Origin of the sequence: Thermodesulforhabdus norvegica, assembly GCF_900114975.1 — a bacterium.
In the GTDB taxonomy this organism is placed as follows: Bacteria; Desulfobacterota; Syntrophobacteria; order Syntrophobacterales; family Thermodesulforhabdaceae; genus Thermodesulforhabdus; species Thermodesulforhabdus norvegica.
Genome location: NZ_FOUU01000013.1, coordinates 1 through 26,699, shown reverse-complemented (window position 1 = coordinate 26,699; position 26,699 = coordinate 1). Strand labels below are relative to the sequence as shown.

The 26,699-nt window shown below is 49.9% G+C and carries 27 protein-coding genes and 1 tRNA gene; 16 read left to right on the top strand and 12 right to left on the bottom strand.

All coding sequences use genetic code 11. From position 1 onward, the window contains the following. The first annotated feature begins 32 nt into the window (after positions 1–32). Positions 33–1,454 (top strand): CoA transferase, encoded by a 1,422-nt coding sequence (locus BM091_RS12900; protein ID WP_093396355.1) that lies wholly within the window; start codon positions 33–35, stop codon positions 1,452–1,454. 45 nt (positions 1,455–1,499) lie between these two features. Here BM091_RS12900 and BM091_RS12895 read toward each other — a convergent pair whose 3' ends face one another. Next, entirely contained in the window at positions 1,500–1,904 is a 405-nt protein-coding gene (locus BM091_RS12895; protein WP_093396353.1) for a thioesterase family protein, read from the bottom strand. Between the two features lie 214 nt (positions 1,905–2,118). Between BM091_RS12895 and BM091_RS12890 the strand changes: the two genes are divergently transcribed. From BM091_RS12890 to BM091_RS12850, 9 genes are read left to right on the top strand one after another with little or no spacing between them, the layout of a single operon-like run. After that, positions 2,119–3,072: a ketopantoate reductase family protein gene (locus tag BM091_RS12890; RefSeq protein WP_177193658.1), complete on the top strand. Its 954-nt coding sequence runs from the start codon at positions 2,119–2,121 to the stop codon at positions 3,070–3,072. A gap of 38 nt (positions 3,073–3,110) precedes the next feature. Further along, on the top strand, positions 3,111–3,710 hold the full coding sequence (locus tag BM091_RS12885; RefSeq protein ID WP_245735375.1) for a DnaJ domain-containing protein: 600 nt from the start codon (positions 3,111–3,113) through the stop codon (positions 3,708–3,710). 50 nt (positions 3,711–3,760) lie between these two features. Then, positions 3,761–4,837, top strand: a complete 1,077-nt coding sequence (locus BM091_RS12880) for a mannose-1-phosphate guanylyltransferase (RefSeq protein ID WP_093396349.1) — start codon at positions 3,761–3,763, stop codon at positions 4,835–4,837. Between the two features lie 2 nt (positions 4,838–4,839). Continuing rightward, the gene (locus tag BM091_RS12875; protein ID WP_093396347.1) at positions 4,840–5,373 is read left to right on the top strand and encodes a nucleotide triphosphate diphosphatase NUDT15; all 534 of its coding nucleotides are present in this window, start codon (positions 4,840–4,842) and stop codon (positions 5,371–5,373) included. Between the two features lie 16 nt (positions 5,374–5,389). Then, positions 5,390–6,487, top strand: coding sequence for a dTDP-glucose 4,6-dehydratase (gene rfbB / locus BM091_RS12870; RefSeq protein ID WP_093396346.1), 1,098 nt, complete (start codon positions 5,390–5,392; stop codon positions 6,485–6,487). A gap of 14 nt (positions 6,488–6,501) precedes the next feature. After that, entirely contained in the window at positions 6,502–7,578 is a 1,077-nt protein-coding gene (locus tag BM091_RS12865) for a glucose-1-phosphate thymidylyltransferase (protein ID WP_093396344.1), read from the top strand. A gap of 28 nt (positions 7,579–7,606) precedes the next feature. After that, positions 7,607–7,804, top strand: coding sequence for a hypothetical protein (locus BM091_RS12860; RefSeq protein ID WP_093396343.1), 198 nt, complete (start codon positions 7,607–7,609; stop codon positions 7,802–7,804). 14 nt (positions 7,805–7,818) lie between these two features. Continuing rightward, complete coding sequence (locus tag BM091_RS12855) at positions 7,819–9,177, top strand: phosphomannomutase/phosphoglucomutase (protein WP_093396341.1); 1,359 nt, start codon at positions 7,819–7,821, stop codon at positions 9,175–9,177. 13 nt (positions 9,178–9,190) lie between these two features. Beyond that, on the top strand, positions 9,191–10,117 hold the full coding sequence (locus BM091_RS12850) for a DUF523 and DUF1722 domain-containing protein (protein ID WP_093396340.1): 927 nt from the start codon (positions 9,191–9,193) through the stop codon (positions 10,115–10,117). A 10-nt stretch (positions 10,118–10,127) separates the two neighbouring features. On the opposite strand, the gene fliW is transcribed toward BM091_RS12850, so the two are convergent. From fliW to BM091_RS12835, 3 genes are read right to left on the bottom strand one after another with little or no spacing between them, the layout of a single operon-like run. Next, entirely contained in the window at positions 10,128–10,571 is a 444-nt protein-coding gene (gene fliW, locus BM091_RS12845) for a flagellar assembly protein FliW (protein WP_093396338.1), read from the bottom strand. Continuing rightward, on the bottom strand, positions 10,568–10,849 hold the full coding sequence (gene csrA / locus BM091_RS12840) for a carbon storage regulator CsrA (RefSeq protein ID WP_093396337.1): 282 nt from the start codon (positions 10,847–10,849) through the stop codon (positions 10,568–10,570). The genes fliW and csrA overlap by 4 nt, the downstream gene beginning before the upstream one ends. Before the next feature lie 15 nt (positions 10,850–10,864). Continuing rightward, positions 10,865–11,713 (bottom strand): HDOD domain-containing protein, encoded by an 849-nt coding sequence (locus BM091_RS12835; RefSeq protein WP_177193657.1) that lies wholly within the window; start codon positions 11,711–11,713, stop codon positions 10,865–10,867. 205 nt (positions 11,714–11,918) lie between these two features. Here BM091_RS12835 and BM091_RS12830 point away from each other — a divergent pair, with 205 nt between their 5' ends. Both BM091_RS12830 and BM091_RS12825 read left to right on the top strand, forming a co-directional pair. Continuing rightward, positions 11,919–13,046, top strand: coding sequence for a J domain-containing protein (locus BM091_RS12830; RefSeq protein WP_093396393.1), 1,128 nt, complete (start codon positions 11,919–11,921; stop codon positions 13,044–13,046). After that, a complete protein-coding gene (locus BM091_RS12825; protein ID WP_093396334.1) occupies positions 13,043–13,957 on the top strand; it encodes a hydroxymethylglutaryl-CoA lyase in 915 nt (304 codons plus the stop codon). The genes BM091_RS12830 and BM091_RS12825 overlap by 4 nt, the downstream gene beginning before the upstream one ends. On the opposite strand, the gene BM091_RS12820 is transcribed toward BM091_RS12825, so the two are convergent. Further along, complete coding sequence (locus BM091_RS12820) at positions 13,930–14,478, bottom strand: shikimate kinase (RefSeq protein ID WP_177193656.1); 549 nt, start codon at positions 14,476–14,478, stop codon at positions 13,930–13,932. The two genes, BM091_RS12825 and BM091_RS12820, sit on opposite strands and share 28 nt — an antisense overlap. Positions 14,479–14,581: 103 nt before the next feature. Here BM091_RS12820 and BM091_RS12815 point away from each other — a divergent pair. From BM091_RS12815 to clpP, 3 genes are all read left to right on the top strand, one after another. Then, positions 14,582–14,670: transfer RNA gene (locus BM091_RS12815), tRNA-Leu, on the top strand. A gap of 68 nt (positions 14,671–14,738) precedes the next feature. Beyond that, positions 14,739–16,106, top strand: a complete 1,368-nt coding sequence (gene tig / locus BM091_RS12810; protein ID WP_093396331.1) for a trigger factor — start codon at positions 14,739–14,741, stop codon at positions 16,104–16,106. Between the two features lie 3 nt (positions 16,107–16,109). Further along, entirely contained in the window at positions 16,110–16,724 is a 615-nt protein-coding gene (gene clpP / locus BM091_RS12805) for an ATP-dependent Clp endopeptidase proteolytic subunit ClpP (RefSeq protein ID WP_093396330.1), read from the top strand. Positions 16,725–16,844: 120 nt separating this feature from the next. Here the strand turns inward: clpP and BM091_RS12800 are convergent, their stop codons facing one another. The 3 genes from BM091_RS12800 to arsB form a co-directional block, all read right to left on the bottom strand. Further along, entirely contained in the window at positions 16,845–17,366 is a 522-nt protein-coding gene (locus tag BM091_RS12800; protein WP_093396328.1) for a (Fe-S)-binding protein, read from the bottom strand. A 90-nt stretch (positions 17,367–17,456) separates the two neighbouring features. Continuing rightward, the gene (locus BM091_RS12795; RefSeq protein WP_093396327.1) at positions 17,457–17,888 is read right to left on the bottom strand and encodes a putative zinc-binding protein; all 432 of its coding nucleotides are present in this window, start codon (positions 17,886–17,888) and stop codon (positions 17,457–17,459) included. Between the two features lie 280 nt (positions 17,889–18,168). Further along, positions 18,169–19,248, bottom strand: a complete 1,080-nt coding sequence (arsB, locus tag BM091_RS12790) for an ACR3 family arsenite efflux transporter (RefSeq protein ID WP_093396325.1) — start codon at positions 19,246–19,248, stop codon at positions 18,169–18,171. 358 nt (positions 19,249–19,606) lie between these two features. On the opposite strand from arsB, the gene BM091_RS12780 reads away from it, so the two are divergent. Further along, a complete protein-coding gene (locus BM091_RS12780) occupies positions 19,607–20,626 on the top strand; it encodes a hypothetical protein (RefSeq protein ID WP_093396322.1) in 1,020 nt (339 codons plus the stop codon). A 61-nt stretch (positions 20,627–20,687) separates the two neighbouring features. Here BM091_RS12780 and gltA read toward each other — a convergent pair whose 3' ends face one another. From gltA to BM091_RS12760, 4 genes are all read right to left on the bottom strand, one after another. Continuing rightward, positions 20,688–22,091, bottom strand: coding sequence for an NADPH-dependent glutamate synthase (gene gltA / locus BM091_RS12775; protein ID WP_093396320.1), 1,404 nt, complete (start codon positions 22,089–22,091; stop codon positions 20,688–20,690). Continuing rightward, positions 22,042–22,944: a sulfide/dihydroorotate dehydrogenase-like FAD/NAD-binding protein gene (locus BM091_RS12770; protein WP_093396319.1), complete on the bottom strand. Its 903-nt coding sequence runs from the start codon at positions 22,942–22,944 to the stop codon at positions 22,042–22,044. The genes gltA and BM091_RS12770 overlap by 50 nt, the downstream gene beginning before the upstream one ends. 2 nt (positions 22,945–22,946) lie before the next feature. Next, positions 22,947–25,703 carry a formate dehydrogenase subunit alpha gene (gene fdhF / locus BM091_RS12765; RefSeq protein WP_093396317.1) on the bottom strand — a complete coding sequence of 919 codons (2,757 nt, stop codon included), beginning with the start codon at positions 25,701–25,703 and terminating at the stop codon, positions 22,947–22,949. Positions 25,704–25,856: 153 nt separating this feature from the next. After that, positions 25,857–26,699 (bottom strand): aldehyde ferredoxin oxidoreductase C-terminal domain-containing protein (locus BM091_RS12760; protein WP_218148900.1); only part of this gene is annotated, 843 nt, incomplete at its 5' end.

The following is a 26,699-nucleotide window of genomic DNA, read 5'->3' as shown; positions in this document are numbered from 1 at the left end:
CAAACTAAAACAGGACAAATCGGAGGATGAACATGACCGATATAAAAAAGGATCAGTTGAATGTACAGTTCGAAGGTGAAGACCTGGATCAGGAATCAGATCTGGAGAAACGCATTGTAGGGCTGGGTGTTCATCCGGAGTATGCCAGGTGGGTCTATGAGAATACCAATCCGGCCGATATATTCAGGAAGCCCGAAGCATTAGACGATATGCTGGTCATTGATGCCAGTTATGGGAACTTTGCAGGGCTTTTTGCCTCATCACTGCTTGCCGAGATGGGTGCTGAGGTTATCAGGGTTGAGCCTCCCGGTGGAGACATAGCAAGAAAGATGTCTCCTTACGGGATGATGATAAAGGATACCGGCCTTCCTTATCTGGTGGAAGGCGGCAGGAATAAATTCCACGTTACCTGCAATTTGCAGACTGAAGAAGGAAGAGGGCTCTTTAAAAAGCTCGTGCGAAAGGCCGATGTTTTGATCGAGACCTTTAAACCCGGTTATCTCGCATCTATGGGCCTGGGTTATGAAAATTTGAAAAGCGAAAATCCGGGCCTGATCTACTGTGCCATTCACAGTTACGGACACTTTGGTGAGGATGCGGAGCTCTACGGTAACCAGCCCGACTACGACATCATTGCGCAGGCCCGGGGCGTGATAATGTCCGTAACCGGGGAACCCGAACTGGATCCCGAGGTTCCTCAGGAATATAAACGCCCCCTGAAACACGGAAACTGGATGGGATGGTATGTTGGTGGAGCCTGGGCGGCCTACGGAATAGGACTGGCTATGTTCTATAAAAGGAAAACCGGTAAAGGCCAGTTCATAGATTGCTCTCCTCCGGAAGGGCTTCTTTCGATATCCAATTACCTGATCCAGTACTATCACATGTCCGGGAACGAGATGCCCAGGGCCGGAAATTACGATTATGCAGTATTCCCTTACACGTATGTGAAATGCAAGGACGGGTACACATTCATTTCAGGCTTTACGGATCCCAACTGGGCGGCACTTTGTGAGATAATGGATCGGCCGGATCTGCAACAAAGATTTCCAACCATAAAAGAACGGCTCACACCCGAAAACCAGCCCGTAATACAACATGAAATAGAAAAGTTTACGGAAAACTACACTTCCGACGAACTGCTCGAAATGATAACCGCTTACAGCAGAAAACCCGACAAGAAGGGGACGGTTGTTACGGGGAGGCTTGAAACCCCGAGAGACGTTCTGGAACGAGATCACTGGAAAGATCGCATGACCTTTGTAATTATCGATGATCCTCACTACGGAAGGCTTCTTGTCCAGAACTCATCTTTTAAGGCCATGACACTTACCCCGGGCAGGATCAAGTGGATTTGCCGACCCGTCGGCGCCGACAACGAATATATCTACCAGAAATATCTGGGTATCGGTAAATCAACCCTGAAAAATCTGGCAGAACAGGGTGTTCTGTGATTTGATTCCGGCAGGGCGGGCTTAAAAGCCCGCCCTCCGCCGGGTTTAGCGATCTTTCTGTCCTTTTGTTTTGACCTTTTCCATGAATTTGTCTCTGGGAACTATTACCCTTTCATGGCGGCCCTCGCCTATGAGATCTAATTCATCGTGAGCCGTCACTTTGAAGGTCAGCTTTCGACCGTCAACGGCTTCCAGGATGGCTTCGGCCTTTACCTTCATCCCGGGTGGAGTTGCCGCCCTGTGGTGGACTTCTATGTAAGTGCCCACAGAGGTCTGTCCTTCCGGGAGATGATCTCGAACACAGGCAACGGCCGCCTCTTCCATAAGAGCTATCATAGCAGGGGTTGCGTACACTTCTACATCGCCGCTTTTCATCGAAATGGCCGTCAAAGGTGCTACAACCTCGGCTTCTGCCGTACCCTTTAATCCGGGCTGAAGACTTTTTTCCATCGCGGTACCCTCCCCGATAAACATTAACAAGGCACTGCCGGTCGGCCCAATCTTCATGTTTCACAGTATGCTTTAACATACCGGGAGAATCAAATTTTTCGTTGCATCCTTAAACGATTTTCGTAAAAGAAGTAACATAAGGTTTTGCCGGGTTTCTGAACTAAATGTCGAAGCATATTGGGCTTTAATGCCCACTTGGAGAAGGGAGACGGAGATGAAGATCGGGGTAATGGGCACAGGAGGTGTGGGTGGCTATTTCGGTGTTTTTCTTGCCATGGCCGGGCATGACATCCATTTTGTAGCAAGAGGCAAGCATCTTCAGGCAATTGAAGACGAAGGCCTACGCCTCATCTCGAACGAACAAACCTACAGGGTAAATGTGCACGCCACATCAGAGCCCCACGAGATCGGTCCGGTTGATCTCCTGCTGTTCTGTGTCAAGTCCTATGATACCGAAGGGGCCGCAAGGCTGATAGAGCCTATGGTCGAATCCGAGACAACGATCCTCACCCTCCAGAACGGAATAGACAACGTCGATAAACTGGCACGGCTGTACGATATCCGGCAGCTAATGGCCGGCACGGCCTACATCGAATCTACTGTGACTTCTCCGGGGGTAATAGTACATAAAGGTCCTCCGGGCCGGATTGTTTTCGGTGAACTCGACGGATCCATTACCGAAAGGGCCAGGACGATCGAAAAGACCTTTCAGGACGCTCAGATAGATGTTCGGTTGACCGACAGGATCCAGCAGGTTCTTTGGGAAAAATTCCTTTTTATATGCGGAGTTCACGGTGTTGGGACCATATCGAGGTCTTCCATAGGCCAGGTTCTGGCCTGCCCTGAGACCAGAAAACTGCTGGTAGGAGTAATGCGGGAGGTCGAAGAGGTTGCCAGAAAGAGAGATATTTCCTTACCCGATGACATTGTCGACAGATCAATGCAACTTGCCGAATCCTACGACCCGAGGTTCAGGCCTTCCATGCTGAGGGATCTTGAGTGGAGAAGGCCGATAGAGATTGAAGCACTGAACGGGCTTGTTGTGAAAATGGGTAAAGAGGTTGGGGTTGAAACGCCGTTAAACTTTGCAATTTATGCGGCCCTTAAACTGGAGCACAAAAAGATTGTTGATCCTTACTGGGCTGCGGTAGTTGAGAAAACAATGTAATATGATAAATTTCATATTGTCGGAACCGTACTGATGAAATGCCGTATCTGTTTCAAAGCGGGATTATGAAAGACTACTACAAGATCCTGAATGTTCCAGAAGATGCGTCTCCTGAAACTATCCACGACGCCTATAGAAAGGCGGCCAAGATGTACCATCCCGACGTGGCCGAAACGGGAAATCACGAGAAGTTTCTGGAGATAAGGGAGGCCTACGAGGTGTTAAGCGATCCCGAGCGGCGACGTCGGTATGACATCATGAGGGGGTCAACGGTCGTTGGCGGCAGATCGACCCGGTCAGGGGTTCGTCCCCCCGTTGGATATCCTGTCATCCGTGCAGAGCTTATCCTTACGCCCCGTGAGGCTTATTACGGCGGGCTTTTTACCGTTGATGTTCCCTTTGCTACTGCATGTCCGTGGTGCGGTGGCGGTATGTGGCATTCCTGGTTTTGTGACCTCTGTGGCGGATCGGGTAGTATTGTGGATGTTTTTCCTGTTGACGTGAAAGTTCCGCCCAGGGTCTTGCCCGGAACTGTGATACTCAAAGACCTGGAAATTCCGGGGACGGGACGAATACGAATGGAATTTTTCTGCAGAATACGATGGGCCAGATCTCCATGGCGAAGATGTGTTTTTTAAATGCTGAAGTTCTGATTGTTTGAATCCGGTGATGAAAGCGGGGGTAGGCGATGAATGTTGTGATAATGGCAGGTGGTTCCGGTACCAGGTTCTGGCCTCTCAGCCGGGAGAAACGGCCCAAGCAATTCCTGGATATTATAGGGGACAGGCCCATGATCTTTCAGACCTATGAACGGATCAGGCCTCTCGCTTCCGATAAAGATATTTACGTCGTTGTAGGGCAAAATCACGAGGAAGAAACGAGAAAGATTTTTTCATCCACAGGAGTTAGCATCGTAGTAGAGCCTTTTGGCAGGAATACTGCTCCCTGTATCGGTCTTGCAGCTCTGATTATAAGCTCTCATGACCAGGACGAACCTGTGGTCATATTACCTGCCGACCACTACATAGTGAAACCCGATGTATTCAGGCAGGATATACTGAAAGCCCTGAAAGTGGCCTCTGAGGAAGACTGCATCGTTACGCTGGGAATTCTTCCTACAAGACCTGAAACCGGTTACGGCTACATAGAACGGGAAGAAAGGGATCTGGGAGTTCCGGGTCTCTATCGGGTAAAGATGTTCGTGGAAAAACCGGACATTGAAACGGCAAAACGCTACCTTGAATCAGGACGATTTTTCTGGAATGCCGGGATATTTATCGCGAAGCCTTCTGTTTTGTTGAAAGAATTCGAAAAATATATGCCCTCTTTCTACCGGGGGCTTCTCGAGCTTAAAGCTCACATCGGTAAGCCGTCGTTTGACCGTGTTCTTCGTCGTGTTTACGAAGATGTAGAAAATATATCTTTTGATTACGCCATCATGGAAAAAACCGACAGGCCCGTTTATGTGGTGGCTTCGGATTGCGGCTGGAGTGATGTTGGCTCCTGGTACAGCCTGTATGAATTGCGTGCGGTTGATGAGGCCTCGAAAGAGGGGAATGTGGTTGACGGAGATGGGGCTTTTTTCCATTCCCGCCGTTGCTTCGTTATGAACAGATCGGGCCGATGGATTGCCCTGCTCGGGCTGGAAGGTGTTCTGGTTGTTGATACCCCCGATGCCCTGCTCGTTGCCCGGCTGGAGGATCATCAGAAGGTTAGAGAGATTACAGACTTTCTTAAACGCGAAGGAATGGATCATTTAAGGTAGCCATGGAGTGGAAGTTCTGCCCTTTATGTGGCAGGGAACTGGAAGACTGCGGCGATGAGGGGCGTCTCAGGCAGTGCTGTCCGGGGTGTGACAGGGTTTTTTATCGAAACCCTACCGTGGGCGTTGCTGTTATAGTAATGAAGGATTCAAAAATCCTTCTTGTAAAAAGAAAAGGGTCTTATGAAAACTCCTGGTGTATTCCCTGTGGTCATGTGGAATGGGGAGAAGACATTCGTGACGCCGCCCGCAGGGAGCTTCTGGAGGAAACGGGTATCGAGGTAGAGCTCGGGCCTGTATTTGATGTGCACTCCAATTTCCACGACCCGGAGAACCTTACGGTGGGGATATGGTTCTGGGGAGTCCCTGTTGGCGGTGAACTCAGAGCCGGAACGGATGCCAAAGACGTGGGTTTTTTCGATCTCGGCGATCTCCCGGAACCGATGGCTTTCCCCACGGATCTGATTATCTGCGAAAAGCTTAGAAGGCTTACCGGGAAGCCTGAGCTGGAGGACTGTTTGAAGGTATTTTCGGAATAGCGGGAGGTTTAACAGGGTGGAAACATGGCTTGTTACCGGCGGTGCCGGTTTTATAGGTTCTAACTTTATTCACTATGTCCGTGAGTGTTATCCTCAGGTGAGGCTCGTCAATCTGGATAAGCTTACCTATGCCGGGCATCTGGAATCCATCGAACCGTTTCTTGACGATCCAATGCATATCTTCGTACAGGGTGATATAGGCAATTACGAGTTAGTTTTGTACTTACTTAAAACGTATAGAGTAAGCAGGGTTGTCAACTTCGCTGCTGAATCTCATGTAGATCGTAGCATTGAAGGGCCCGCTGCCTTTGTTCAAACAAATGTGGTGGGTACCTTTTTCCTCCTGGAAGCCTGCCGGGCTTACTGGAACGAACTTGATGGCGACGAAAAACGAAACTTCCGGTTTCTGCATGTTTCCACAGACGAAGTGTACGGCTCTCTTGGGGACGAAGGGTTTTTTACGGAGGCAACGCCTTATGCCCCGAACAGCCCTTATGCGGCTTCCAAAGCCGCTTCGGATCATTTCGTACGCGCTTATGTGAAGACTTACGGCCTGCCTGCCCTGCTGACGAACTGCTCCAATAACTATGGGCCTTATCAATACCCCGAGAAGCTGATACCTTTGATAATCCTGAATGCCGTGGAGGGACGGGAACTTCCGGTTTACGGGGACGGCCTTCATGTCAGAGACTGGCTGTACGTTAGAGACCATTGCGAAGCTCTGTGTGTGGTTCTGCAGGAGGGCAAAGTTGGTGAGCATTACAACATAGGAGGTGAAAGCGAGCGGACCAATATCGATGTGGTCGGTACCATCTGTGATATTCTGGGGGAAATTCTGCCCCCTGCCGAAAACGAATTCATTGTAAAAAGCGGGCGTTCCCTGAGTTCTTACAGGGAGCTTATTACTTTTGTGGAGGATCGCCCGGGTCACGACAGGCGCTATGCCATGGATATTTCCAAGATAAAGAACGAGCTGGGATGGAGGCCAAGAGAGTCCTTTGATTCAGGAATCAGGAAGACGGTAAAATGGTATCTTGAAAACATGGAATGGTGTAATCGGGTGACTCAAGGGTTATACGACAGAAGAAGGCTGGGTCTTATAAAAAAAGGCTAAAAGGATCTTGGGGTATGAAAGCCTTGATTTTGTCCGGAGGAGCCGGGACTCGTTTGAGGCCCTTGACTTACACAGGTGCCAAGCAACTCGTGCCCGTGGCCAATAAGCCTATACTTTTTTACGTGATCGAGAACATAGTGCATGCGGGGATACGAGATATAGGGATCATCATAGCCCCGGAAACCGGGCAGGAGGTCAGAGATAAGGTTGGTTCCGGCGAACGCTGGGGGGTTAACATCACATACTTTGTTCAGGAAAAGCCTCTCGGGCTGGCTCATGCCGTTCTGGTGGCGAAGGATTTTCTCAGGGACGGCCCTTTCCTCATGTACCTTGGGGACAATCTCATCGGTTCCAGGGTGGATCGAGAAGTACGGGAATTTGCCGAAGATGAGACTCTGGCGGCTTCAATATTTTTGAAGCCCGTTGCAAACCCAAAGGCCTTCGGTGTGGCCGTAGTTGACGACGGAGGCCGTGTGGTTGACCTCGTGGAAAAACCAGAACATCCTCCTTCAAATCTTGCTTTGGTGGGGATTTACCTCTTCAGACCCCTAATTTTCGAAGCCATTTCAAATATCTCGCCGTCCCGTAGGGGTGAGCTGGAAATAACGGATGCAATATCATGGCTCATTAAGAATGGATATAAAGTTCAGAGCCACATGGTAGAATCATGGTGGCTCGATACCGGGAAAAAGGACGATCTTTTACTGGCCAACGATACCGTAATGGATGAGTGGCTTAAGACGGACATACGGGGATATGTAGATCCGGATAGTGTGGTTACAGGAAGGGTTGTAATTGAAGAAGGGGCCAGGGTAGAGCAGTCAACAATTCGAGGGCCTGCAATAATCGGTTCGGGTGCCCATCTCATTAAAGCCAACGTCGGCCCCTTTACTGCCATAGGTTCTGGCGTAAGGATAGTTCGCTCAACGGTGGAACATTGTGTAATAATGGATAACTGTGTTATTGAGGACATACCCAGGCTGGAACATTCCGTTCTGGGGCGAAGGGTGAGGGTTAAGCCCACCGTAAGGAATCAGGAATGTTTGAGTCTTATGGTCGGTGATGATTGCGTTGTAGAAATCGCTACATGAACTGATGTCAGCGTAGAGGAGGCTTGAAATGATCGGCCAGTTCTTTGCCGTAGAATTGAAACGAAGTGTGGCGAGTATGCTTCCCTGGGATATTCCCTGGTACGATCCCAGCCATGTTGTTTTCTTTACGGCTCTCTATTCGGTACTCGGTGTCCTGGCCATAGGGTTGCTGTGGGCGTTGATAGCCACCATAAAGCGGCTGAAAAAGGATGAGTCGCATCACTAGCAGGAGGCGATCTGATGGATCCTAAAGCCTTCAGGGAATATGACATACGGGGCATAGTGGGAAAAGAAATTACCGAAGACGATGTCGTGATCCTTGGCAAAGCCTACGGGACCTATATGGCTGAACAGGGTAAGAAGCTGATAGTTGTAGGAAGAGACTGCAGGCTCAGTTCCGATCGTTTTCGTGACCGGCTTCTGGAAGGGCTTACTGCAACCGGTATGGATGTGGTGGACATAGGGGTGTGTCCCACACCGGTCTTTTATTTTGCAATCCGTCATCTTAATCGAGAAGGCGGGATAATGATTACGGCAAGTCACAACCCACCTGAATACAACGGTTTCAAGGTCTGTAACGGTTACGATACCATATCCGGCCCGGAGATACAGAAGTTAAGGGTTATAATGGAAGGTGGAAATTTCGCTTCCGGTAAAGGAAGTGTTTCGTCTTTCGATGCCGTAACCCCTTACATTGATTTTATTGTTAACAATATTGAAATTGAAAGGCCTCTCAGGGTGGGGCTTGATGCAGGAAATGCCACAGGAGGCCCTGTGGCGCTTCCGCTCATGAGAAAACTGGGCTGTGAGGTTTATCCTCTTTATTGTGAAATGGACGGAACCTTTCCCAATCACGAGCCCGACCCGACGGTTTTGGAAAACCTCCGGGACCTCATAGACCTGGTTCGCAGAGAGAAACTGGACGTCGGAATCGCCTATGATGGAGATTGCGACAGAGTGGGGGTAGTGGACCACAATGGGGATGTGGTTTACGGCGACAAGTTGATGATCATCTTTGCCCGGGAGATTCTTGCCCGGAAGCCGGGAGCAACTTTTATTTCGGAGGTCAAATGCTCTAAGACCCTTTATGAAGACATTGAAAAAAGGGGTGGCCGCGCCATCATGTGGCGCACGGGACACTCACTGATAAAGGCAAAGATGAAGGAGGTGAATGCAGAACTGGCCGGGGAAATGAGCGGTCACATGTTCTTTAAAGACCGATATTTCGGCTTTGACGACGGTATTTACGCTTCCTGCCGCCTTCTTGAAATTCTCTCAAAGACGGGCAAAACCATACCGGAGCTTCTTGAAGGGGTACCGAAGACTTACACTACGCCGGAAATAAGAGTTGACTGCCCTGACGAGGTTAAGTTTCGGGTCGTTGACAGGGCCAAGGAGATTTTTCTCTCCAGGGGTTACGAAGTAATCGACGTTGATGGGGCTCGAATTGTCTTTCCCGACGGATGGGGGCTGGTGCGGGCTTCAAACACCCAGCCTGTTCTTGTTTTAAGGTATGAAGCGGATACACCGGAAAGGCTTGAAGAGATAAAGAACCTCGTTGAATCAACTATAGAAGAAGCGAAAAAGCTTACCACATGAACTCAGATGCCTGATGATCAGAATCCTTGTTAGTGCGTGCCTTCTGGGTCATAGAGTAAGATACGACGGACGGCACGCACTTAATCTTTTTGTCCGTGACACCATCGGCAGACATTTTCACCTGGTCCCCCTATGCCCCGAGGCCGAATGTGGAATGGGTATTCCCAGAGAGCCCCTATCTCTTCGCTTTGACGGAGCCGAATTTCGTATTGTTAGCCTGAATACCAACCGGGATCTGGTCAGGCCCTTCAAAGAATGGGCGCTTAAAAGGATTGAAGAACTTTCCCGTGATGGGCTTCATGGGGCAATCTTCAAATCGGGTTCACCTTCCTGTGCCGTAAGAGACGCTACGGTTTTTTATGATAAGGGTCGTAAGAGGAAAGGTCCGGGTCTATTTGTCCGCCTGTTAAAGGAACAACTTCCATCTTTGCCTGCTGAGGACGACGTAAGTATTGTGAGACCCGAAAGGTTGGAAAACTTTATTTTAAAGGCTTTTATTTTCGAGAAGTGGTGCAATCTATTGGTCCAGAACGGTTCTCTTGATTCTGTAAAGAACTTTCACAATAGTTACAGGCTTGTTGTGGGCTCTTTCAGCCGTGTTGCTATGAGCAGGCTGGAAGAAATATTGGAGAGTGACCCGTCAGAAGCAACCGCCGAATACGGACGGGTCCTGCAGGAAGCGCTGGAACGGAAGGTTACACGAACCAGATCTGTTAGAGTGGTTACCCATATATTCAAAGCCATAAAAGACGAAATATCCGATGACGAAAAGAAGATGGTGCACTACATTATTGAAGCCCTCAGAAACGGAGAAATTCCTCAGTATGCACTACCGGTTTTTTTGAAATATTTTGCGGGAAAGTGCAAACACTTCCCTCCCGAGGGCCTTGGCTATATGGAGGCTCTTGAACTGGTTAGCGAAGTTTTTAATTACTCTTAAGGTAAATGGTTCATTCTACGTGAATATCTTGCCATTCCATACCTTCGGGAAGATTGACGTATTTTTTCACTTCCCCGGCATCCATCGTCCACTGGTAAGCTTTCCTGTTGCTCAAAGAGAAAATCAACGGGCTTCTTATGTGAAATCTGATGATATTTTTTTCTCTGTCAAAAGAAATCAGAGTCATTACTACGGCATCTTCCTGATTTTCAGCTTCTAAAGGTTCCAGCTTTTCGGCCGGGATGTTGTATTGAATTCCGATAATTTCCGGCGGGCAGACCACGAAGGCAAGAGAGGGCTCGTCTACTGCCTGAAGCCATCGAAACGGAGTATCCTTGTGGTCGATTAAAACGTATCTTTTAACGTTTTCGAAACCCGGGATGCCCCATGGAAAAGTTATCACTCTGTCATCGGCAACCTCAATGATTCCGAATCTCGTTGTTTCGATCTTCATTTTTTCGTCTCCGTTGTGTTCGATGGTTCCTGATCTTTTACACTTCCTTTCCCGATAAGCGGGGCAAGTCGCAAAAGGTCCGCATTGTCGACAAGGGCGGCCCTCCTGTTTTCTTCCTTTATCTTCTCGTAAAGCTCCTGCCGGTAGATGGGAATCGACCTGGGGCTACGAATTGCAAGCTTTACGCGGCCCGAACCGATTTCCGTGACGACTATTTCAATATCTTCACCGATAAGTATGGATTGCCCGACTTTTCTGCTGAGCACCAGGGTTCCCATCAATGCCTGCCCTGCCTAGGCTGAAAGAAACTCTCTCAACGCTCTGAACTGATCTCCGAACTCCGCAAGCATCTCTTCGGACATACGGGTTGTTATTTTGAGCTCCTGGAAAACCTGGTCGCGATGAGGCTGAATCATGCCGTCGACACCGCAACCGATGCCCATTGCCGCGACCATAATGTTTGCGACATGGACTATCTTGGTTATTTCCTGATATTTTGGAGCGACCTTCAGGGGCTCGTGATGGTATCTTATGGCGGCAACTACAGGCTCCGGAAAGTTCCACTTTTTGGCTATTATACCGCCGAGTTGCTGGTGATCTATTCCGAGAACCTCCCTTTCGGCATCCAAAAAATGTAAGCTTTTGTTCTTTACCAGAGATATGATCTTCTCAAAGTCGTCTTTTACGTAAAAGTGCAGCACCGTTTTGCCGATGTCATGCAGCAGGCCTGCGGTATAAAGTGTGAGGATATTCTTGCGGTTTAGACGCTCTGAAACTATTGTGGTCATTATGGCAACACCGACGGCATGCTCCCACAACTCTCCCTCTCTGAGGTCGTAGCCCTCCATTCGTCCCTGGTAATATCGAGCCGCACAGGCAGCCATAACGACCTGTATGAGTTGCTTCTGTCCCAGAGCGACAATGGCATCGCGCAATGAACCCACGGAATGACGTCGAGCATAATAGGGTGAACGGCTTATGGCAATAACCCTGGCCGCTATGGCGGGATCGTATTGAATGACTTCCTCTATTTGTCTTACCGGGGCCATGCGCTGCAAAAGAGGCATAACCTTCTGAACTATGTCCGGAAAAGGAGGGAGTTGGTCGGCATGTGCTATTATCTGCTTTACCAGATCGCTCATTTTTCTTCCTCGCATTCGTTGTTCCGACATAAATTCTTATCAGAGTAACCGATTCGGGACAACAATTTACCTCTCTGAAATGAAACTGTTTTCCCCAAAATATGCAACCGTTACCCACGGCTTTATAACGGCAATGGTTGTTTTTCTCAGATTCCGTATTAAAATGCTATACGCGTATCACCATACGCTTCGTCGAGAAAGAAAAATGGATAACGACAACCTGGAAAAGTACTTTCGAGTCTTGGGTTTACCTGCAAACGCCTCCCTGGATCAGGTTAAAAAAGCCTATCGCAAGCTTGCCGTGAAGTATCATCCCGATAGGCTTGGCCCGAACGCTGAGGAAAGTGAAGTAAAAAAAGCCCAAGAACGCTTTTACTCCGTTGCAGAAGCCTACTCGATACTTTGCGAACATTTGCGAATACGCGAACGTATCAAATATCACAACGCAAACGCTGCACAGGCGACCGAAGAGGCAGAAGCCGGTCAGAAAATACATACGACAAGTTCATACACCGGTCAAAGGAAAATTCCGGTTTCGAAGTATCGCTTCCTGGCCGCAGCACTCGCCGTGACGGCGGTTCTGGGCCTTCTCATGATGATGCTTCTTCTGGAAAAAGACCAGGTGGTGATATTCGAGAAAAATGCACCGGTTAAGACGCTAATGCAAAAACAGCCGAAACCGGCTGACGCGGAAGATCGGGAAAAATACATTCCCGATCACCCCGGGAGGCTTTCTTTACCGGTTGGTGATTATTTCTCTTTGTTTTCCACAGAGGAAGATGTTCTCAGGATCCAGGGGGTTCCTCAGAGAATATCCGGAAACACATGGTTTTATGGCTTATCAACGGTTACATTTCGCAACGGGCGGGTAGTGGGTTACGATAACTTCGACGGAACCCTTAAGGTGAGGCTTTTGCCTTCGGCGTTACCTCAGGAGGTTCCGACCCGGTTTACCCTGGGCTCAACCGCTTCCGATGTTCTCATGGTGCAGGGAACCCCCACGAGAGTGGCCGGAAACGTCTGGTACTATGGCCTGGATCGGGTAATATTCCGTGACGGCCGTGTAGTAGGGTACGATAACATGACAGGACGCCTTAAAGTGGAACTCTTTCCTAGAAATATTATAAGGGCGCCTAAAAAATACTTTTCCATCGGCTCCTCTGCCGATCATGTTCTTGCCGTTCAGGGTACGCCTACAAGGGTGGAGGGCAACAGGTGGTATTATGGGCTGTCTGAGGTCGTTTTTCGCGATGGAAAGGTAGCATGGGCAAACAATGTCTCGAATAATCTCAAATTCGTTGCCCTGAAAAAAAACCGGGGGCAGGGTCCATGATTTTGCCAGAAAGGGTTGTCCTGGAGGACCAGTCTCTTAGAGACGGCTTGCAGCGGGAGCAACGCATTCTGTCTGTTGAGGAAAAGGTTGAAATGGTTCGCAGATTGCTCCAAGCAGGAATCAGGCGTATACAGGTTACCGCTTTTGTAAATCCCGCGAAAGTTCCTCAGATGGCCGACGCCGAAGAATTATGTGCCCGCCTTGAGCCTTTCAGCTCCTGTGCGGAGATTTCTGCGCTGGTCCTTAATAAAAAAGGCCTTGAACGGGCGCTCAGGGCGGGGTGTAGAAAAGTCGAGATATCTGTTTCCGCAAGCGAAACTCATAGCGTTAGAAACACGGGCATGAGGCTCGGGGAAGCCCTGAAAGAACTTGAAGATATGATCAGGGAGGCTAAAAGAGAAGGGCTTGCCGTAAGGGCCGGGGTTCAGTGTGCCTTCGGCTGCAGGATGGAAGGTATGGTGCCACCGTCACGGGTCATGGAAATAGTGTCCCGGGAACTGGACCTCGGAGCGGACGAGATTGCCCTTGCCGATACTACCGGGATGGCTGATCCCCTTGCGATCTTCGAAATAAGCCGCTCTGTTATCGAGCTTGCGGGAAACTCCGGGAGTCCTCCGATCTTTCTTCACCTCCACGATACGGAAGGCAAAGGGCTCGCCAATGTGCTGGCCGCCCTGCAGGCCGGAGTAACCGGATTCGATGCTACCGTTGGGGGGCTTGGAGGCTGCCCATTTGTTCCGGGTGCAGCGGGAAACATTCCCATGGAGGAACTCATCCTGATGCTCAATCAGATGAGGATCGAAACCGGAGTGGACCTTGGAAAAGTGATGGATCTCGGGCGTTACCTATCTTCACTTCTTGGCAAAGAACTGAGTTCAAGGCTCTATCGCCTGAACTGCGTGGAAAAATGATTTATCAGTTCAATAACGCGATCTGCAAGCCCGGTAGGATCACTATCATCTGTGTCAATTACTGCATGGGCAACGGAGCGATAAAAGGGCTCCCGGCGTTTTAAAACCGTTTCAACCTCCTCGGTGATGCCCATACCGGTGAGCGACGGCCGATTGTTTGTGGACGAAGAATCGTTAACAAGCCTGCGGGAGATCTCCCGGGGCTGTGCCCTGAGCCAGAAAACGAAAAAGGCGTTGCGGAGGAGTGTTCTGTTTTTCGGATCTTCAACAATGCCCCCGCCGGTGGCCACAACCAGGTTTCTTTTTTGAGAAAGCTCCTGCAGTAATGCCGATTCCTGTTTTCTAAAGGAATCCCAGCCGTGTTTTGAAACCCAGGATGAGATGGACATACCGAATCGTCCGGTAAGCATCTCATCCATGTCCACGAATGACCAGTTTATACGCCGGGCGACTAAAGCCCCCAGAGTCGTTTTTCCCGTGGCCCTGTAACCGACGAGAGCTATTCTCACAACTTCGCGCACTTCAAAGACCTCCGGGCCCGTTTTTCCGTGTACCTCCTTGGCTCTTGACAACTTTAGGTGTAAAAGAATAAGGTTTCAACGGTTTTTTCGGCTATATTGTGGTGCGAGAGTGGCGGAACAGGTAGACGCCCTGGACTTAGGATCCAGTCCCGCTAAAGCGGGGTGGGGGTTCGAGTCCCCCCTCTCGCACCATAGTTGTTTGGCCGTATTCTGACTTACGAAATGGCAAAAATTCAGTGAGGGAAGGATTCGGCGTGGCGATGAAGGTATCCGTAAGCGATGTAAATCCGACTCAGAAAAGAATCACGGTAGAACTTCCGGCGGAAGAAGTTCAGCCCGAACTTGACGCTCAATACAGGCTTTACGCCGGTAAGGTACGCATCAGGGGATTTCGCCCGGGCAGAGTTCCACGGAACGTGCTGAAGGCTTTTTACGGTAAGTTTATTGAAGAAGAAGTTGCAAAGAAGTTCATCGACAGGACTTTTCCCGACGCTCTAAAACAGGAAGACATTAAGCCTCTGGCCGAAGCAGACCTGGAGGATTTTGCCTTTCTCGAAGATGGCGGTTTCAGGTATGCGGCCATCGTTGAAGTTGCTCCTGTTTTTGAAGCCTCAGGCTACAGGGGAATGGAGTTGAAAAAACCGGCTTACGGGCCTGTTACCGATGATGATGTCGAAAAGGCTATAGCAGAGTTACAGGAGCAGAAAATAAGCCTGGAACCGGTGGAGCAGGATGTTGTTGAAAAAGGGCTGGTTGTCACCTGCGATGTGACACCCTACGTTGACGGAAATGTGCAGTCCCAGTGGGTAGGCGAAGATCTGCTCATCGATACTGAGGAGGACCCTGGTCTTTATCATCCTGATTTTGCGAAAAACCTGCTGGGATCACGAGTTGGTGAAACCGTGGAGTTTGAACTGGAGTATGCCCATTCGGATCAGGCGCCGACCGAATCGTGGGTGGGTAAAAAGGTCAAATTTTACGTGGATATAAAGCGGGTTTCACGGAAGATTGTACCGGAGGTTAACGACGACTTTGCAAAAGAGTTCGGCTGTGAAAACCTGGAAGAACTGAGGACAAAAGTTAAAGAAAGGCTTGAACAGAGTCAGCGGGAGGAGATGACCCGGTTAATTCGCGAACAGATCGATAAAAAACTCCTTGAAATGCACGACATACCCGTTCCTGAGAAGGTTGTTCAGAATCAGACGGAATCGAAGATCAGGGACCTCGAAGTTCAGTATTTGAGGCAGGGAATACAGCTGGATGAAGATGCCTTTCGAACTCCTGAAATCAGACGCATGCTTCAACCGAGCGCCGAAACATCCGTCAAATTGGGCATAATATTAGACAGGATAGCTGAACAGGAAGGGATTGAACTATCTCCGGAAGAAGAGGAAGAGATCTACAACGGCATCGCTCAGGTACTGAAAAAGGATGTTAATGAAGTGCGGGAACAGATGGCTGGAACCAGCCTTGTTGAAAGAATGAAAACCAATAAAATCCGGGAAAAGGTTTACAGGTTTATAGAGGAGAATGCGGTAATAAACGAGGTAGATCCGGAAGAGTTTTTCGGGCAGGATGAGGAAGACAAGGGTAATCAGGAAGAAGGAGAAAGCGAGGGAAAGGAATAGGCTATGGCGGGTTTAATACCTATTGTAATTGAGCAGAGTAGCCGGGGTGAGCGAGCTTTCGACATCTATTCGCGCCTTTTGAGGGATCGAATTATTTTTCTGGGAACGCCCATTACCGATGAAGTTGCTAACTTGATCATTGCTCAGATGCTGTTTCTTGAATCCGAAGACCCTGACAAGGACATTCATTTTTACATAAATTCACCGGGTGGGCTGGTTACGGCAGGGTTGGCCATATACGATACCATGCAATATATTAAACCGGACGTTTCTACTCTCTGCATGGGTCAGGCCGCCAGCATGGCTGCCGTTCTGCTCGCCGCAGGTGTCAAGGGAAAGCGATACGCGTTACCGCACTCGAGGATACTTTTGCATCAGCCCATGGGAGGGTTTCAGGGCCAGGCAACGGATGTCGAAATCCAGGCCAAGGAAATCCTGAGGCTAAGGGAAGAGCTTAATCGTATTTTGACCCTGCACACAGGTAAGCCTCTTGAACAGATAGCCAAGGACACGGAGAGGGATTTTTATATGACCGGTGAACAGGCGAAAGAGTACGGAATTGTGGATCATGTTATAGTGAGCCGTAAGGCAAATCAGCCGACGGAATCGGCTGCCTGATCCTGAGGCACTAGCTCGTATTTCTGCCGCCCTCTTATAAAGAAGGGGCGGTTTTTTATTTCCCTGGTATGGCTTTACACGTCGGAGCTCTGTTGCTTTCCTGTGAGATGATTTCTGTACCTAGTCGAAATTAAAGCGTGACAGATAAGCATTGAGTTTGGCCCTGGCCTCCTCGGTCAGCTCCGGACACTGGTCGGGAGTTCGCCCGCCTTCTGCCATCTGAACCGCAAAAACCATACAGGTTGGTTGACCGCATTTTTTGCAGTTCGTTTTTGGAAGTAGCTTGAGAATTTCAATGACCCTGGGTTTCTCTTTGCCGGTATAACAGGGGGTAATGGATGCACGATTTTCCCAGGCTTTGTTGATTTCACCTTTCAACCATTCCAGAATACGGTCTGCTTCCTCTTCATCCCGCAGAGCATTTATTGCTATCTCTCGCGCTCCTATCTTGATCAGCTTGCCGTGATGGAGAAATAGAAGCTCAGGAGGATTGTTAAAATATTGAGCTCCACCGAAAAGGGCGTTTAAATAGGGCAGTACATCGCTGACATCCTCGTTAAGATGGGCTATGCAGTGGACGGATGTGAACTTGGGATTACACTTGGGCCGGAAGATTGTTTTTTTGTAACCCGTTAATTTCATGGCCCACCTCCTCAAGTGGGAGTTTTTCGGGAAAGGGGATCTCCTGAGCCACCTTTTTACGGAGAATTCCCCTTCCTTCTACTCCTGTCTTTAGGGCTGGCAACAGGCCGCTGACGTTCCGGGGATTACCTCATTCACCGTAATCCCTGCTTCCTTTACCATCCTCTTTACGGCAGACTTTATGCGGTCGATGTCGGCTCTTTCCAGATTAAAATTCTTGTTCTTCTCGATGCCTTCATCGGTTACTATCAAATAGTGTTTTAGTGGGATGCCCACCTTTTCGAGTACGGCTTTTGCACAACCTATCTGACAGCCGTCAAGCACCACTAAAACCGGTACATCCCGGGCCGATTGCACAAAACCCGAGATTTCCCCGCCGATTCCGGCCAGACAAAACATTTTCCCGAAGCCTTCCTGTGTAAGTTCGATGGCAACCTGGTTGGTTAACTGCCCTACGTTGGATCCTCCCGAACAGGCCAGTATCATAACCTCATTTCCCGAAACACAGCAGGTTTCTGCCATTGGTTTACCCTCCTACTTTACAGGTTCCTCTTCTACTCAGTATATACCTATATTGAAATATGGCAAACTGAAGAAACGGGTCAAGTAAAAGATTTGTCCCCTTACAGTGGAAGGTGCAACTGACAGGTCAGATTGGGGTGTAAACGGTCATCCCATGGCGAACACAGAAATCCCGCCGCCAATCTGAATGGAATGAGATGGCGGTTTGCGGAAACTTTGGCCGGTAAAGAAGGAGCAACCACGGGGGTGAGAGTAAATCTCACCCCCCTGATTGCGTTAACTACTTACAGCTCAAATAGCAGATTCCCTCGGGAGTTTCTACGGCATAAGGGAAGAATTTCTTTCTGAACCAGATGGCCACGTTGACGAGGCTTATCAGAACGGGAACCTCCAGAAGGGGACCGATGACTGTAGCAAAGGCCTGATCGGAGCCTATGCCGAAGATGGCCACTGCAACGGCTATAGCCAGCTCAAAGTCATTGCTTGCTGCAGTGAAGGCCATGGCCGTTGTCTGACCGTAATTTCCCTTCATCTTATAAACGATGAAAAAGGTGATAAACCACATAAAGAAAAAGTACAGAACGAGAGGAATTGCCACTCGAACGACATCGAAGGGGTATTTTATTATGTACTCACCCTTTAAAGAAAACATCACGACAATGGTGAAAAGCAAAGCAATGAGCGTGATTGGACTTATTTTGGGTATGAATTTATTGTCGTACCAATCGTAGCCTTTCAGGGAAAGTAGAGAAAAGCGCGTGATAACGCCTGCGATGAAAGGAATCCCCAGGTAGATGAAAACCGTCTTAGCTGCTTCGGCAATTGAGATGGAGACGTTAAGGCCCTTTACCAGACCCAACCAGTTTAATCCAAGGGTGATGAAGATATAGATGTAAAGCGCATAAAAGAGAACCTGAAAAACGGCGTTGAAAGCTACAAGGCCTACGGCGAGTTCTCTGTCCCCTTCGGCCAGCTCGTTCCAGACGATCACCATGGCTATGCACCTTGCCAGGCCCACGAGTATTACGCCTATCATGTAGCCCGGGTAGTTTTTGAGAAAAACGATGGCAAGTATGAACATTACTATGGGGCCCACTATCCAGTTCTGAATGAGTGAGAAGAGGAGGAGCTTTTTATTCTGGAATATTTTGTGCATTTTCTCGTATTTGACCTTTGCAAGGGGAGGGTACATCATCAATATGAGGCCGATCGCTATGGGTATGGAAGTGGTTCCCCATTGAAGGCCTGCTATAAAGTTCGTGACAAAGGGTGCGTAGTAACCTGTGAGTACGCCGGCGATCATCGCCAGAAATATCCACAGGGTAAGGAAACGATCGAGAAGGGAAAGCTTTTTCTCCATAGAACCCTCCTGCTCCCTTTTGTTTAGACCGCTGTATATATTTCTAGATGACCATGTAAGAATAAATGCCGGCACGGGGTCTGTCAAGGCAGCATAGCATGTTGAGAAAATTCTTAATCGAAGGGAGTGCTCATTCTGGAAAAAGTCGGAAACCTGTTAAAGAGGTCGAGCCTCTTTTTGTGGGTTTTCCAGGAAAAGAGGATAGAAGCATACCCCGGAAGAATCTCCGTGAGTTCATGGGGCCTTTGGTTTTGATACCGGGATATTTTCTTTCAAGGCGTCCAAAGTTTGAATTTTCGTCTTCTTCGAGTATAGGTAATAACTAAGGCTCAGAGAAGGTCAAAAGGAGACAGAGCTGATGATAGATACTCTGGAAATCTACAACGAACTCAAGACGAGCCTCGGTGATGAAACTGCTCGGAAGGTAATAGACATCATTCGCAGGATTTACGACGAACTGTCACAGACCGTCCGGAGGGATGAGTTCCACGAGCTGAAGACGGTGGTTGCAGAACTGGCCGAAGCTCAAAGGAACACCGAAGCGGCGGTGGAGAGACTTGCGCGGAGGATGGAAGAGTTTTCCGAAGTTCAGAGAAGAACGGAGGAAAGATTAAGCAAAGCTGAGGAAAGGCTTACGAGACTGGAAAATGCAATCATTAGCCTTGCGGAAGCACAGAGGAGAACGGAAGAAAGGGTTGAAAAGCTTGAGATCGCTGTTGAAAAACTTGCGGAAGCACAGAGGCGGACGGAGGAGCGGGTTGAGAAGCTCGAGATTGCCGTTGAAAAACTTGCTGAGGCTCAGAGGAGAACGGAAGAACGGGTTGAAAAACTTGAGATCGCTGTTGAAAAACTTGCGGAAGCGCAGAGGCGGACGGAGGAGCGGGTTGAAAAATTGGAAGTTGCTGTTGAGAGACTCGCTGAGGCTCAGAAAAAAACCGAAATCAGGCTGGAAAAGCTTATACAGGAACACAAGAAGACCAGAGAACAGCTCGGTGGGTTGTCTCATGCCTTTGGATATCGACTGGAAGACGAAGCAATCTGGGCCCTGCCGACATTGCTGAAGAGGGATTTCGGGATTGTCGTTTCCGGAAACCTCAGAAGGGGTTATCTTGAGGTCTCTCCGGGTAAATATATTGAAGTAAATATCTGGGGAGAGGGAGAAAAGAACGGTAGGCGCTTTTGCATTTTGGGTGAGGCAAAAACCCAGTTGAAGAATCGTGATGTGAGTAACTTTGTAAACACGGTTCAGAAGGTAGAGCAGTTTTCGGGTAAGGAGATCTTTCCCGTTCTAATCACCTATCAGACTTCGCCTAAAGTCATGCAGGCAGCAGAAAAGGCCGGAATAAAAGTTTACTTTTCTTTTGAGCTAAGAACTTAAAGATAACGGGGAACCCGGAAAAGGATTCCCCGTTGGTGTAATCTCAAATTTTTGCAAAGATCTATAAGGCTTTCAGATAGGCATCAATGTCCAGTGCAGCTCTTTTGCCGGCACCCATTGCACTGATGACGGTTGCGGCGCCTGTTACGATGTCTCCACCGGCCCAGACACCTCTTTTGCTGGTTCGCCCGTTCTCGTCGGCCACAATTGTTCCCCACCGGGTCGTCTCAAGACCCGGCGTGTTCTGTGGAACAAGGGGGTTTGGAGAATTTCCCAGGGACATTATAACCGTGTCAACTTCGAGAATAAATTCCGATCCCGGCTTTGGAACGGGACGGCGACGGCCGCTTTCATCAGGGTCACCGAGTTCCATTTGTACGCATTCCATAGCCCTGACCCATCCGTGTTCGTCCCCGATGAACCTCACCGGCGTTGTTAACACTTTGAAAATGACGCCTTCTTCTTGAGCATTCTCTATTTCTTCGTGACGAGCCGGCATTTCCTTTTCAGAACGCCTGTAAACAACGAAGACTTCCTGAGCCCCCATTCTGACGGCGCATCTCGATGCATCCATCGCAACGTTTCCGCCGCCTATTACGGCCACCCGTCTGCCTACTTTGATGGGAGTGTCATATTCGGGAAACAAATAGGCTTTCATGAGATTTATGCGCGTCAGAAACTCGTTGGCCGAGTATATTCCGTTCAGATTTTTCCCCGGAACATCAAGAAAGATCGGGGCTCCCGCACCGATACCCAGAAATACTGCATCATAACCGTCTGACAGGAGCTCATCCACCTGGACCGTTCTTCCGACTATGGCATCGAGCCTGATTTCGACGCCGAGGGAGGCCACGTAAGCCACTTCTGCCTGAACAATGCGCTTTGGAAGCCTGAACTCCGGAATCCCGTAAACCAGAACACCACCCGCAACGTGAAGTGCCTCAAAGATCGTAACCGAATGCCCCATCCTGGCAAGGTCTGCTGCACAGGTGAGCCCTGCCGGTCCCGAACCGACAACGGCAACACGTCGTCCGCTAGACGGCGCAATCTCGGGGATCGATCGCCTTCCGTTATGCAGCTCCCAGTCGGCCACATACCTTTCCAGCCTGCCTATGGCAACCGGTGCTCCTTTCTTCGCCAGGATGCACTGCTTTTCGCACTGGAGTTCCTGAGGGCAGACCCGCCCGCATATACCGGGAAGGCTGTTTTTGTTTTTGATTATCTTGAGAGCCCCTTCGGGGTTGCCCTTTTTGATTTCTCCTATGAAATCTGGTATGTCCACCATTACGGGACAGCCCCGAACGCAGGTCGGTTTCTTGCATTCAAGACACCGTTCTGCTTCCAGCCTGGCTAGATCATCCGTGTAACCCAGGGCAACTTCTTCAAAATTCAACCTCCTCGTCTCAGGAGGTTGCTTAGGCATGGGAACACGATTCAGATTGAGCTTCTTTCTCCGCTCTTCCATGATGCCTCATCTCCATCATCCTGTGCCAGTTTTCTCTTTCCCATAGATTCATCGATAAGTATTCTTCCCGCAAAAAACGGCGCTGACTCATAATGAGAAGATCCCAGTTAACTGCATGGCCGTCGAATTCCGGTCCGTCCACACAGGCGAACCTGGTCTCTCCTCCTACCTCCACTCTGCAGGCTCCGCACATCCCGGTTCCGTCAACCATGATGGGAGTAAGGCTTACGGATGTCTTGATTCCGTAAGGCCGGGTGGCTTCGGCGCACTTCATCATCATAAAGGGGCAACCGTAAACGAAGACACGATCGACCTTTTCGCCACGACGCAGCAGTTCGTCCAAAATGTTATTTGCCCATCTCTCGTCGCCGCAGAGCCCACTTCCGGAAGCCAGGATAAATTCGTCCGATACTGCTCGGAATTTATCCTCCCAGAATACAAACTCCCGGCTCCTCACCTCCATGACGGCCGTAACCCGATTTCCTGCCTCCCGGAGGGCTCTGGATACGGAAACGGCAGGGCCGATTCCAAAACAGCCACCTGCACAGATTACACGGCCGTAATGCCTGACGGGCGTGGGGATGCCAAGAGGGCCTGCCAGGTTCAAAATAGAATCCCCTTCATGAAGACAGGCCAGCTTTGTCGTGCTCTTCCCGACAACAAAGAAGGCAATGCTCACGGTACCGGCTTCACGGTTCCAGTCGGCAATTGACAGAGGAAACCGCTCCCCCTTTTCATCCACCCTGAGCATTACGAATTGACCGGGACGGGCTGAGCGCGCAACATCCGGTGCTTCAATCTCCATGAAGACTATGTTTGGAGCAAGAATTTCCTTTTTTACAATTCGGTACATCTCTACACCTCTCGTATTGGTTGGATCTTCACGGGACATACCTTAAGTTCCGGTATCCGGGCCACAGGATCCAGAAGTGCTCCGGTGAGATTGTTCGTAGGCGTTTCCGAAAAGTGAAAGGTCATGAAGACAACCCCACGGGGCGACCTTTCGGTTACCTTAGCCTTTGCTCTTACCCGACCGCGTCTCGACGAAACTTCCACCCAACTGCCGTCAGTGACACCCAGTTCCTGAGCGTCCAGCAGGTTCATCTCGACCCATTCTTCGGGCCTCAGGTAATTGAGATCCGGGACCTTTCGGGTCATCGTCCCGGTGTGATAATGGAAAAGTATCCTTCCCGTGGTGAGAATATAAGGGTATTCCCTGTCGGGTCTTTCGGGGGAAGGTCTGAATTGCAGGACGTGGAATTTCCCTTTACCCCTCATAAAACCGTCCCCGTGAAGATAAGGGGTTCCCGGGTGATCCGGTTCTGGGCACGGCCACTGAAGAGGTTGTTTCTCAAGGCGATCGTAGCTTATGCCGCCGTAAATCTTGGTCAGAGAGGCAATTTCCTTCATTACCTCTTCCGGATCCTTATAGGAAAATTGTTCGCCGTAGCCCATACGACGGGCAATTTTGCAAATAATTTCCCAGTCGGGGAGGGCATCTCCGGGCGGCTCCAGAGCCTTCCTCACTCTGAGAACCTTCCGCTCCGTGTTCGTAAAGGTTCCTTCCTTTTCCAGCGCACTTGCCGCAGGCAGAACGACATGGGCCAGCCGTGCGGTCTCGGATAAAAAGATATCCTGAACGACCAGGAATTCCAGCTTCTTCAAACTTTCTACTACCTGCCCTGCATCGGGATCGCTCAACACGGGGTTTTCCCCGATTATGTACATTGCCCGGATCCTTCCGTCGTCAATGGCGTGGAACATTTCCGTTACCGTAAGCCCGGGTTCTTCCGGTAGCCGACATCCCCAGGCCTTTTCGAAAAGTCTGCGTACTTCGGGATCCTTTATGGATTTATATCCGGGGAGAAGATCCGGTAGGGCCCCCATGTCGCACGAACCCTGCACATTGTTTTGCCCTCTCAGAGGGTTTATTCCCGCCGAGGGTTTACCGATATTTCCCGTGAGCATGGAGAGATTTGCCAGAGCCAGTACATTTTCGGTGCCGTTGGCGTGCTGAGTGATTCCCATGGCATAAACGATGGACGACGGCCGCCGTGTTGCATACATTCGGGCTGCACTTTTCAGATCATCTATGTCAACGCCCGTAAGGGTTTCGACTTCCTCAAGAGACAGCTTCTCAAGGGAAGACGCAAAATCTTCGAAACCCTCACACCGTTCTTCTATGAAACTCTTGTCTATAAGCCCTTCGTCGACGATAACCTTGCACATTCCGAGGATGAGGGCCACATCTGTGCCGGGGTTGTGGCGTAGCCATACGTCGGCAATGGCCGTCAGTTCGATTTTCCTCGGGTCGGCTACTATGATTTTTCCTCCACGGCGCTTTGCCTCTTTTATTTTTAGCGCAATAACGGGATGTTGCTCGGTGGTATTAGAACCAATTACGAAGATACAGCCGGAATAAGCAAGCTCGGCTATCGAATTGGTCATGGCTCCGCTTCCAAAGGCCTTTCTCAGTCCGGCAACGGTGGGTGCATGGCAAAGCCTTGCGCAATGATCGATGTTGTTGCTTTTCATGACAAGACGGGTGAACTTCTGGGCCAGATAGTTTTCCTCATTCGTGCATCTTGCCGATGCAAGCATGCCGAAACTTCGTTCCCGGTGCTTATGCAGGGCTTCCGTAATGATCTTAAAAGCTTCATCCCAGCTTACAGGTTTAAAACCGTCGTCGGTTCGTACAAGGGGGGTCTTGAGTCTTTCAGGGCTTTCGGCGAAGGTCAGCCCGAACCGGCCCTTAACGCAGAGCTGTCCATTATTGGGTGATCCCGGAGACCGGTTTCCCCGAACTCTTACTATTCTGTTTTCCGAAACCCCCACATCGATTTGACAGCCAACCCCGCAGAACGGGCAGGTGGTGGTTACCGTTCGTTCCGGTTTCAACCATTTTTCAAAACGGGCATATAAAGCTCCTGTGGGGCAGACATCGACGCAGGCGCCGCAGAATGCACAACCTGCATCCTTCAGGGAAAGCGGCTCAATTGTGTGATCCCGGTGGTGGGATATTCTGTAGTTTAATACCCCCTGTCCCCGTACTTCATGACACACCCTGACGCACCTTCCGCAGAGCACGCAGAGGTTGTAGTTCCTGTCAAAAAAAGGTTCCCTTACCACCGGCTTCATTGTGCCTGACATGGGTGCGTACCGTAATTCCGTCATTCCCAGGTAACCCACGATTTCTTGTATTTCGCATTCTCCGCCTTTTGGGCAATACCTGCAACCGACCACTTCGGGAACCTTGCGCATGCACTCTCGAAGATCTCTGCATTCGTCTCTGCGGCTACAGAAAAGACAGGTAACGGGGTGATTGGTTAACGATAGTATCAGCTCCATTGTATGGCGACGCATTTGCTGAAGGGTATCCGTCTTCGTCCTTATTATCATCCCCTCTTCTACGGGGGTCATGCAGGCCAGGGGAAATTCCCGCAATCCTTCGACTTCCACAATGCAGAGCCTGCACATGCCCACGGGGATCAGATCCCTGTGATGACAGAGCCCGGGAATGTAAATACCCACTTCTTCGGCCGCCTCTTTGATGTTTTTTCCCGCCGGAATAATGTATTCCCGTCCGTCGATGGATACCGAAACCTTTTTCATCCGCTTCCTCCTTCGAGAAGGCGACAGAGTGTGAGATACATTTCTCAAGCAAAGATCCTTTTGTTATCATATCGAGGTCATTATAACTGCCGTGAAACAAATCACAAGCTAAAGTGCAAAGAAGGGGCTCACTTCGTCGAGCCCCTTACAATTTTAGAAGATGTGAACCTTATCCAGTTCCTCGTCTGGTACCTGGAAGGTTAAGTTGTGGGGTGGGAGTGGTTCGACTTTGAAGAATCTGGGCAGGCGGTCGTGTTCTTTCGTAAAGCCTGCCTTTGTGTTGAATTCCCGCTCCATTCTGAGGATCTTTTTGCCGTATTCCATGAAGTCATCGGCGGTCCAGTTCCAGCCGTAGAAGGCGTTTATCATGTCCAGCATGGCCTGAAAGGTCTCGGGCTGATCCAGGGTGGCGAAGGCTATAAAGAGGCACATCCCCGTGGAGTCAATGGCCGCCGTTGCAATCTGGAGGTTTCGGGATATTTCAACCTGACCCTCGGGCTTGAGAGGATCCACAAAGCCCCCCACCTTGAGGATGTTCTGGGCAATGGCGTAACCTGCGGTGTGATCGGCTCCCATGGTGCTCGTTGCGTAGGTCACGCCGATTCCGTGCGCCGCCCTGGGATCATAAGCCGGAAGAGCCTGACCCTTTACCACGGGAACCCTCTCCACCCCAAAGGCCTTGCCCGTTACGGCCGCCCCGTTTCCAAGGATTCTTCCCAGATAGGTCCCCTTTCCCACCTCGTGAAGAAGATTTATCGCTCCCTGGGCATCTCCGAAGGGGATTATACCCGCTTCCATGGCAACCCCTATGGTTGCTCCCATTTCTATGGTGTCCAGGCCGTAGTTATCGCAGAGAAAGTCTATCATGGCTATGGCATCCAGATCGTCTATGCCGCAGTTTGCTCCGTTGGCCCAGACCGTTTCGTACTCGGGCTGCTTGGTGAGATAGTGGCCGTCCTTGTCGTGAAAGATGCCCGAGCATCGAATGACACAGCC